General features: G+C 53.2%; 4 protein-coding genes. All 4 read left to right on the top strand.

The genetic code is table 11. From position 1 onward, the window contains the following. Positions 1 to 456: 456 nt before the first annotated feature. Positions 457 to 1,443, top strand: a complete 987-nt coding sequence (locus ENN66_11855) for a polyprenyl synthetase family protein (GenBank protein ID HDS17277.1) — start codon at positions 457 to 459, stop codon at positions 1,441 to 1,443. Positions 1,444 to 1,948: 505 nt separating this feature from the next. Continuing rightward, on the top strand, positions 1,949 to 2,272 hold the full coding sequence (trxA, locus tag ENN66_11850; protein HDS17276.1) for a thioredoxin: 324 nt from the start codon (positions 1,949 to 1,951) through the stop codon (positions 2,270 to 2,272). 102 nt (positions 2,273 to 2,374) lie between these two features. Continuing rightward, the gene (locus ENN66_11845) at positions 2,375 to 2,923 is read left to right on the top strand and encodes a TlpA family protein disulfide reductase (protein HDS17275.1); all 549 of its coding nucleotides are present in this window, start codon (positions 2,375 to 2,377) and stop codon (positions 2,921 to 2,923) included. A gap of 85 nt (positions 2,924 to 3,008) precedes the next feature. After that, a partial coding sequence (locus tag ENN66_11840; protein HDS17274.1) for a glycine--tRNA ligase subunit beta occupies positions 3,009 to 5,029 on the top strand: 2,021 nt, incomplete at its 3' end.

The following is a 5,029-nucleotide window of genomic DNA, read 5'->3' as shown; positions in this document are numbered from 1 at the left end:
GACCGGGCGGCGACCCTGTTACTGGCCGCTCGCCGTTACGGCTCCCCCGGAATCACGGTCGGAAATCCCATTCTGATATAAAGAAAAAATCTATGAAAAAATATAGGGACAAAATACTTATTTCCCACAGAATCGATTAAATCAGCGAAAAATCTGAGGACACGACCCCTGAAAATCTGGGGACATGGAAATCTGGGAACATAATACTTATTTCTTGCGGAAAGCTGGAAAAGCTGGGGACACAATCCCGATTTCCTGCGAAATCAGGTCATATCCCCAGTTTCTCCAGAGCGGGCTGAATAATTACTATTTTTTTTTGACAGAGCAGCTCTTTTAAGCTATAGATAACCGTTCCTGACAGACTTTCGAAACCGCCGAGGCAGGTTTCGAAAGGGCTTTGTGAAAGCGGAATCTCTTTCAAACCTTTCCTCTCTTGAGCACAGGCTTTCTTCTGCAATGACATCATTTACCGACATCAACCAAGTCTTTGCCCTTATTGAAAACGAACTCAAAGAAACCGAAGCCGCTTTCACCCGCTACCTGGGTTCGGACATCGCCTTGATTCCTAAAATCGGCGAGCACATCATTCTGAGCGGAGGTAAACGCCTACGACCAGCCCTGCTGATTCTGACCTGCGGGCTGCTGGGCTGCGAGCGCCGACAAGGCAGCCTGCCGGCCGCCGTAATTGAATTCATCCATACCGCCACCCTGTTGCATGATGATGTCGTCGACGAAGCCGACATGCGGCGCGGCCTGGCCGCCGCCAACACCATCTGGGGCAATGAGGCTTCGGTTCTGGTTGGTGATTTCCTTTTCGCCATGGCCTTCGATTTGGCGGTCGACATGGGTTCGCCGGCAATTCTGAAATCCTTGTCGACCGCGACCCGCAGACTGGCCGAAGGAGAGATCCTTGAGCTGATGAAAACCGCCGATGTTTCCATCAGCGAAGCCGACTACATTCGAATTATCGATGGTAAAACCGCGATTCTGATGGCCAGCGCCTGTGAAACCGGAGCCATTCTCGCCGGCGCCGACCAGACCACTCAGGAAAAACTGAAAGAATTCGGAAATTGTCTCGGTCGCGCTTTTCAGATGATTGACGATGTTCTCGACTACAGCTCAAGGGAAGAAGAACTCGGCAAAACGATCGGCATCGACCTTGACGAAGGTAAGGTAACCCTGCCGTTGATCCACACCCTGGAACGGTGCGACCCGGCCGACCGGGAACGCATCCGCGAAACCATCACGGCCGACTACGTCGGCGCGGACGACTTCGCTTTGGTTTTCAACCTGATGAAAAAGCACCGGGGCCTTGAGTACACCAGGGAGCAGGCCACAAGTTACCTGCACCGGGCCCACATGATTCTCAGTAAATTTCCGGCCTCTGCGGAAAAGGATGCCCTGCACTTTATAACCGACTACATTACCAGCCGGAAACATTGATTTTCAGTACCTTACAGGTTATTTTCTGTTTTTTCAATATTTTTTCAACCACAAAACAAGAAAATGTTCTGATCAGAGTACTTATTTGTGACCAACGGAAATACCATTAGGTACAGACCGTGAAAAATCATTTGGGTTGCGGGATTATTCCCACATTAGGTACGGTCCGTCAAACCCCTTTGGGTTGCGGGGCTCCCGCATTAATAGCGCTTCGACATAGTTGATTTCAGCCTGTTTTGCGCCGCGAAAATCAGGAGAAGCGGTGACCTGATCGGATTTCAGCAGGAAACCGGAATCGCGTCCCCAGATTTTCCGGGAGGACTGAACAGTTCCGATTCTTATGCGTTTGTTTGTTTGTTCATAATCGAAAGGACCAGCCAGGGATACGATTTCGCGGTCACAAGCAGTTCATTCCGATTGACGGCATTAAATTTCCGCCGGATATAACCGAATATCAATAATCATTGATTCATTTTACCCCGTAACCTGTAAAAAGGAGAACCAGATGTCAGATAACGTAACTCAAGTCACCGATGAAAGTTTCGCCGAACTGCTGAAAGATTCAGAGTTGCCGATCCTGATCGACTTTTTCGCAACTTGGTGCGGCCCCTGCACCGCCATTGCTCCGATTCTGGATGAATTCGCCGGGGAAAACCAAGACAAGCTCAAAGTCGTCAAACTCAATGTCGACGAAAACCCCAAAACCCCGGCAAAATATGGCGTACGCGGCATTCCGACCCTGATTCTATTCAAACAAGGCAAGGAAATCGACAAGGTTGTCGGTATGACGTCCAAAAACAATCTGGAAAAGATGATCGCAGCGATTTAAAAAGCCTGCCGCCTGTCTTTACGGCGGCGGCGTGCAAACGCGGGTGTAACTATTCAGCCATCTTCGCGAACACAATGAAAAGACACCAGGGAGCACAGAAAAATGCCCGGATTTTCCTTGCCCATAAAGCCAGCGCAGGCAGTGCTTGGCGTCTGCCTGATGCTGCTGAGCGCATTGTTCCTTCTCAGCTGCGACGATGGGGCGCAAAAAGCCAAGGTACCGAAAGAAGTGCCGAATTTCACCCTGACCACGCTCGACAATCAGACCTTGACCCGTGATAGCCTGAAGGGCAAGGTCGTCCTGCTGGACTTCTGGGCGACCTGGTGCGCCCCCTGCAGAGCGGCGATCCCACATCTGGCCACGCTTTACGAAAACTACCGGAAACAGGGCTTAGAGGTTATCGGCATCAGCCTTGATCAAGGGGGCGTAAGCGAGGTGGAAAGCTTCGTCTTACGCAACCAGGTTCCCTACCCGATTGTCTTCGGAGCCAATAACCCGATTACCAGGGATCTGGGCAATATCTCTTCACTGCCGACCATCATCCTGCTCAATCAGGACTCCGCCATAGAGTTCAAAGTCGTCGGTTTCAATGCCGAAATCGGCCAACAGATGGAAAATAAAATTAAAAAATTACTGGCTCCGCAGGGCTGACAGGCGAAAGGCAAGTCAACTCGCGCCAAACCCGACAAATTCAGCCTGCAATCGACTGCGGAGTAGCCCACAAGGTAATCAGGAAATGACCCAAGACCTCCTTCTCGAAATCGGCACGGAAGAGATTCCGGCCGGTTTTTTAAGCAAAGCCCTGCTTGATATGAAAAGCGAGGCGGAAAAAATGTTAAACCGCCTGCGCCTTGATTACACCACCATCAGGGTCATGGCCACGCCGCGACGCCTGGTTCTCATGGTTAGCGGCCTGGCCAACGGTCAACCAGACCGCGTGGTCGAAAAACTGGGGCCGGCCCGCCGCGTCGCTTTCACCGATGCCGGCCAGCCCAGCCGGGCCGGCATCGGTTTTGCCAAAAGCCAGGGGGTAAGCCCGGACGAGCTTGAAATCGTCACCACCGAAAAAGGCGAATATGTCTGCGTTCGCAAACGGGAACTCGGTGAACCGACCATCGCCCTACTGACCACCGCTCTGCCCGAATACATCATGGCGATTCCTTTCCGTAAATCGATGCGCTGGCACGATCTGGAAGCGCGTTTTGCCCGCCCGGTCCACTGGATCGTAGCCCTCTATGGGGACCAAGTCATCGTTTTCAACTGCGCCGGGGTCACCAGCGGAGCCCGGTCCCGCGGCCATCGTTTCATGGCTCCGGCCGAATTTACAATCAGTCACCCCGACGCCTACATCGATCTCTGCCGCCGGGCCTGTGTGATTGTCGACCAGCAGGAACGCAAACAGATCATCCTCAGCCAGCTGAGCGAGATCGAAACCCGGCTGCAGGGCAGGATCATTGAAGATCCGGAACTCCTGGAAACCGTTACCAACCTCGTCGAATATACGCAGGCGATTGCCGGATCCTTTGCCCATGATTATCTTGACTTACCGGAAGAGGTGCTGATCACGGTAATGCGTCACCATCAGAAATACTTCTGCCTGCGGGACGACAGCGGTCGCCTGCAGGCCAATTTCATCACCGTCAACAACACCGCCGCCCGTGATCCCGAAATTGTCGCCCGCGGCAATCAAAGGGTGCTGCAGGCCCGTCTCAATGACGCCCGCTTTTTCTATCGCGAAGACCTGAAGGTTAAACTCGAAGACTTCAGCGAACGTCTGCACGGGGTTGTCTTTCAAGCCAAACTCGGCACTTCCTACGAAAAAATGGAACGTTTTCGAGCGCTGGCCGAAAAACTGGCGCGAAAACTCTGTCCCGCCAAGCTGGATGCGGTCAGCCGCACCGCTCAACTCTGCAAGGCCGATCTTGAAAGCAGCATGGTCTATGAATTCGCCGACCTGCAGGGCATCATGGGCCGAGAATACGCCCGCGCCGCCGGCGAACCCGAAGAAATCGCCATCGGCATTTATGAACATTACCTGCCGACCAGCGCGGGCGGCGCCCTGCCCAGTAATGACTGCGGGGCCCTGGTCGGAATCGCCGACAAGATCGACACCATCGCCGGCTGTTTCGGCATCGGCCTGCAACCAACCGGCAGCGCCGACCCTTACGCTCTGCGGCGCCAGGCTCTGGGCGTCATCAATATCTGTCTTGATCGAAACTACCGTCTGAGCCTGAGTAAGCTGATCGCCGAGGCCCTGGCCGGATTGCAGAACAAACTTGAAAGACCGGCTCTCGAGGTCGCCGTCGAGATTCATGATTTCATCAAGGGACGTTTTTTCCACAATCTGTCCGCCGCCGGGATTCCCAGCGGGGTAATCGACGCGATTTTGAGCGTGGGTTTTGACGATATCGTCATCGCCCACAAGAAGATCAGCGCCCTTGAGCGTTTCCGACGCCGCGATGATTTCGCCGACCTGCTGACGGCCTTCAAACGGATCATGAATATTACCCGCAAGGAACAAAACATTCATCCCTTGTTTCCGGAAAAACTGAGCGAAAGAGCGGAAAATGAGCTTTATCAGGCCTGGTCCATGGTTTCTGAAAAGCTGAACAAGGATCTGGCGAAAGAGGACTATGACCAGGCTTTCGCGACGATTGCCGAGATGAAAACCAGCATCGACACCTTCTTCGATGAGGTCATGGTCATGGTTGACGATCCGCAAATCCGGGAAAACCGCCTGGCCCTGCTGCAAACGAT

This window comes from Pseudomonadota bacterium (assembly GCA_011049115.1).
GTDB lineage: Bacteria > Desulfobacterota > Anaeroferrophillalia > Anaeroferrophillales > Tharpellaceae > DSCM01.
Note: the sequence above shows the minus strand (reverse complement) of the source record. Positions and strands in the feature narration are given on the sequence as shown.

Coding starts and splice junctions, on each gene's coding strand:
- ENN66_11855 (HDS17277.1), top strand. CDS start 457: ATGACATCATTTACCGACATCAACCAAGTCTTTGCCCTTATTGAAAAC.
- ENN66_11845 (HDS17275.1), top strand. CDS start 2,375: ATGCCCGGATTTTCCTTGCCCATAAAGCCAGCGCAGGCAGTGCTTGGC.
- trxA (HDS17276.1), top strand. CDS start 1,949: ATGTCAGATAACGTAACTCAAGTCACCGATGAAAGTTTCGCCGAACTG.